This is a genomic window from Desulfonatronospira sp. MSAO_Bac3, assembly GCF_003838035.1.
In the GTDB taxonomy this organism is placed as follows: domain Bacteria; phylum Desulfobacterota; class Desulfovibrionia; order Desulfovibrionales; family Desulfonatronovibrionaceae; genus Desulfonatronospira; species Desulfonatronospira thiodismutans.
Genome location: NZ_QYZY01000009.1, coordinates 1 through 3,421, shown reverse-complemented (window position 1 = coordinate 3,421; position 3,421 = coordinate 1). Strand labels below are relative to the sequence as shown.

Annotated in this window: 2 protein-coding genes; one reads left to right on the top strand and one right to left on the bottom strand. The window is 54.2% G+C overall.

What is annotated here, in order from left to right:
* Nucleotides 1–284: 284 nt before the first annotated feature.
* Nucleotides 285–1,931, top strand: a complete 1,647-nt coding sequence (pgi, locus tag D5S03_RS00215) for a glucose-6-phosphate isomerase (RefSeq protein ID WP_008868517.1) — start codon at nucleotides 285–287, stop codon at nucleotides 1,929–1,931.
* Nucleotides 1,932–2,026: 95 nt separating this feature from the next.
* On the opposite strand, the gene priA is transcribed toward pgi, so the two are convergent.
* On the bottom strand, nucleotides 2,027–3,421 hold a 1,395-nt coding region (gene priA / locus D5S03_RS00210), incomplete at its 5' end, for a replication restart helicase PriA (RefSeq protein ID WP_287042350.1).

Here is a 3,421-nt window from a genome sequence, read left to right as displayed (position 1 = left end):
GGTCCGGGGGCTTTGCAAACTGGGCGTAAACTGTCTGAACGACGTAGGAAGCGTTAATCAAAACCGTAAAACACCGAACTTTATTTAAAGCATGTTATCGAGGTTATTCTGGCTTAAAAACTCGTGTATAGGTTTTGATTTACGCTTCCTTGGAGTGAGTTTTTACGTCCTGTTTGCGAAGTCCCCGGACCCTGGTGAATAATTACGATGATTTTTATTTATTCAGGCATCCGGGGCATATGTCCTGTAAATTTTGCCTGCACCCACAAACCAAGGAGGCTCGAATGTCTGGACTTACATTAAGCCCTTACTGGACAAAACTCAAAGAACATTTTTCCAGGATCAGTGACATCCATATGCGGGACATGTTTACCGCTGACCCCGAGCGCTTTTCAAGCTTCTCCCTGCAGGCCGGCCAGATATTTCTGGATTATTCCAAAAACAGAATAGACCGGGAAACCATGAGCCTGCTCTTTGGCATGGCTAGGGACATGGGCCTTGAAGATAAAACCACAGCCATGTTTTCCGGCCAAAAGATCAACACCACTGAACAAAGAAGCGTTCTCCATGTGGCTCTTCGCAACAGGTCCAACAGGCCCACTTACGTGGACGGGGAAGACGTCATGCCCCAGGTAAATCAAGTCCTGGACAGGATGAAAGACTTTGTCCATGGTGTCCGGGAGGGGCACTGGCGGGGCTGGACCGGAGAACCGGTAAAGGACGTGGTCAACATAGGCATCGGCGGCTCCGACCTTGGCCCCAGAATGGCCGTCAAGGCCCTGGACGGCTTCAGCGGACCCGACCTCAGGGTGCATTTCGTATCCAACGTGGACCCGTCCCACCTGGAAAATACCCTGGCCCGGCTGGACCCCAGGACCACCCTCTTCATAGTCGCCTCCAAGACCTTCACCACCCAGGAAACAATGTTCAACGCAGCCAGGGCCAAAGACTGGCTCCTGGAAAGCGCAAAAAACCAGGAACACATTGCCAGACATTTTGTAGCCGTGTCCACAAACACCCCCAAAGTGCAGGAGTTTGGAATCGACCCCCAAAACATGTTTGGTTTCTGGGACTGGGTAGGAGGACGTTTCTCTCTGTGGTCCGCCATCGGGCTGCCCATAGCCCTGTCCATCGGCATGGAGCGCTTTGAGCAGCTCCTGGAAGGCGCCCACGAGATGGACGAACATTTCCTGAACACCCCGCTGGAAAACAACCTGCCGGTTATCCTGGGCCTTTTAAGCATCTGGTATACCAATTTCTTCAAGACGGAAAGCCACGCCCTCCTGCCATACAGCCAGTACCTGGAAGAGTTCCCGGCTTATATGCAGCAGGGGGAGATGGAAAGCAACGGTAAAAGGATTACCCTGCAGGGAGCGGAGGTGGACTATGAAACAGGCCCGGTGATCTGGGGCGCTCCAGGGACCAACGGCCAGCATGCCTTTTACCAGCTGCTGCACCAGGGTACCAGAATGATCCCCTGCGATTTTATTATATTCGCCCGGCAACCCGGCCATGATCCTGTTCAGCACAGGCTCTTGATGGCCAATTACCTGGCCCAGACCGAGGCTTTGATGCTCGGCAAAACCAGCGCCCAGGTCAGGCAGGAGCTTGAGTCCCAGGGCAAATCCAGCCATGAGATTGAAAAAATCCTGCCCCATAAAGTGTTCCCGGGCAACAAACCCTCCAATTCCATAATACTGCCGGAACTCACGCCCCGTACTCTGGGAGCGCTCATTGCTCTCTACGAACACAAGGTTTTTGTACAGGGAGCACTCTGGGATATCAACTCCTTTGACCAGTGGGGAGTGGAACTGGGCAAACAGCTGGCCAGAAAGATCGAACCGGAACTGGAAGACGACTCAGAAGTCACTGACCACGACTCTTCCACCAACGGGCTGATTAATAAATGGAAAGCCATGTACTGGTCCTGAGGAACTTTCAAGTCAAGTCAGAGGTAACCATTCAGGGGAGCTCGGTGATGACTATTGGCACAAGGCCAAGGGACTGTCCCCCTGAATGGTTACAATCAGAGCATATTCACCGGATCCAGGTCCAGGCTGGCCCGGACCTGCCTGTAACGCTCAAACAGGGGGCGAAGCTCCAGGTACGCCTGCTTGATGCCGGCCCAGTCGCTGGATTTCACCAGAAACTGGTGCCGCTCCCTGTTTTTCAGCCTGGAGAGCACCGCGGGAGCAGGCCCAAGCATGGTCACCTTGCTGACTGCTGCCGCCTGCTTGGCCTTTTTGCGCAAGCCGGCCAGAAAGTCTGCCTTGCCCTCCCAGGTGTCCGGAAAGGAAAAGCGAATCAATCCCAGCCGAACAAAAGGCGGATAGCCGAACTTCTGCCTGCGGCTTATCTCCTGTTGAAAAAAGCCCTTGTAATCGCAGTCGCGGATATATTGCCAGCAGAAATGTCCCGGGTTGCGTGTCTGGATAAACACCCTGCCTGGTTTTTCTCCGCGGCCTGATCGCCCCGAAAGCTGGACCAGCAGCTGAAATATACGCTCGCTGGAGCGATAATCCGGCAGTCCCAGCCCCAGGTCCCCGTCCAGGACTATGGCCAGGGTAACTTCCGGAAATGAGTGACCTTTGCTGAGCATCTGCGTGCCCACAAGAATCCGGGCCTGTCCTTGTGCAAAGTCCTGCAGTATCTTTTCAGCTTTGCCCGGACTCCTGGTGCTGTCGCGGTCTAAGCGCAGAACCTGGGTGTCAGGAAGGTGTCTGGCCAGAAACTCCTCCACCTTCTCAGTTCCCTGGCCCACGGGTATAAATTCCGAGCCCCGGCAATGCCTGCATACAGGCGGAAAAGAAACTGATATGCCGCAGTAATGGCAGACTAAGCGGTTTCTTTTTTTATGGTATGTAAGTCCCACCTGGCAGTTTGCGCACTTCACCGTCTCAGAGCACGACTCGCACATGAGCACCGGGGAGTACCCCCTGCGGTTGTGCATGATCACGGCCTGCTCTCCACGCTTGACTGTCTCCTTCAGGGCCTCGGCGCAGGTCTTGGCCATGGCTCCGAAAACAGGGGGATCATTTTTAAGATCCACAAAATCCACCTGAGGCAGAGTGCTTTTGCCGATGCGGCTGTGCATCTCCACCAGGCTCACATGTCCTGCTTGAGCCGCATGAAAAGTCTTTACATCCGGAGTGGCCGAACCAAGAACCAGCAGGGCCTCTTCCCTGGATGCCAGGTACCAGGCAATCTCCTTGGCCTGATAAATAAGGGTCTGGTCCTGCTTGAAAGATTCGTCGTGCTCCTCGTCCAGGACTATAAGCCCTGTATCCTGCACCGGCATAAACAGCGCAGACCTGGTTCCAATCAAGAGAACAGGTTTTTTTTCCTGACCAAGCTCCACAAATGTCTTTTCTTTGCTGCTGGGGCCTTTGCTGCCATGGTGCAGGTAAATGGCCGCACCGGG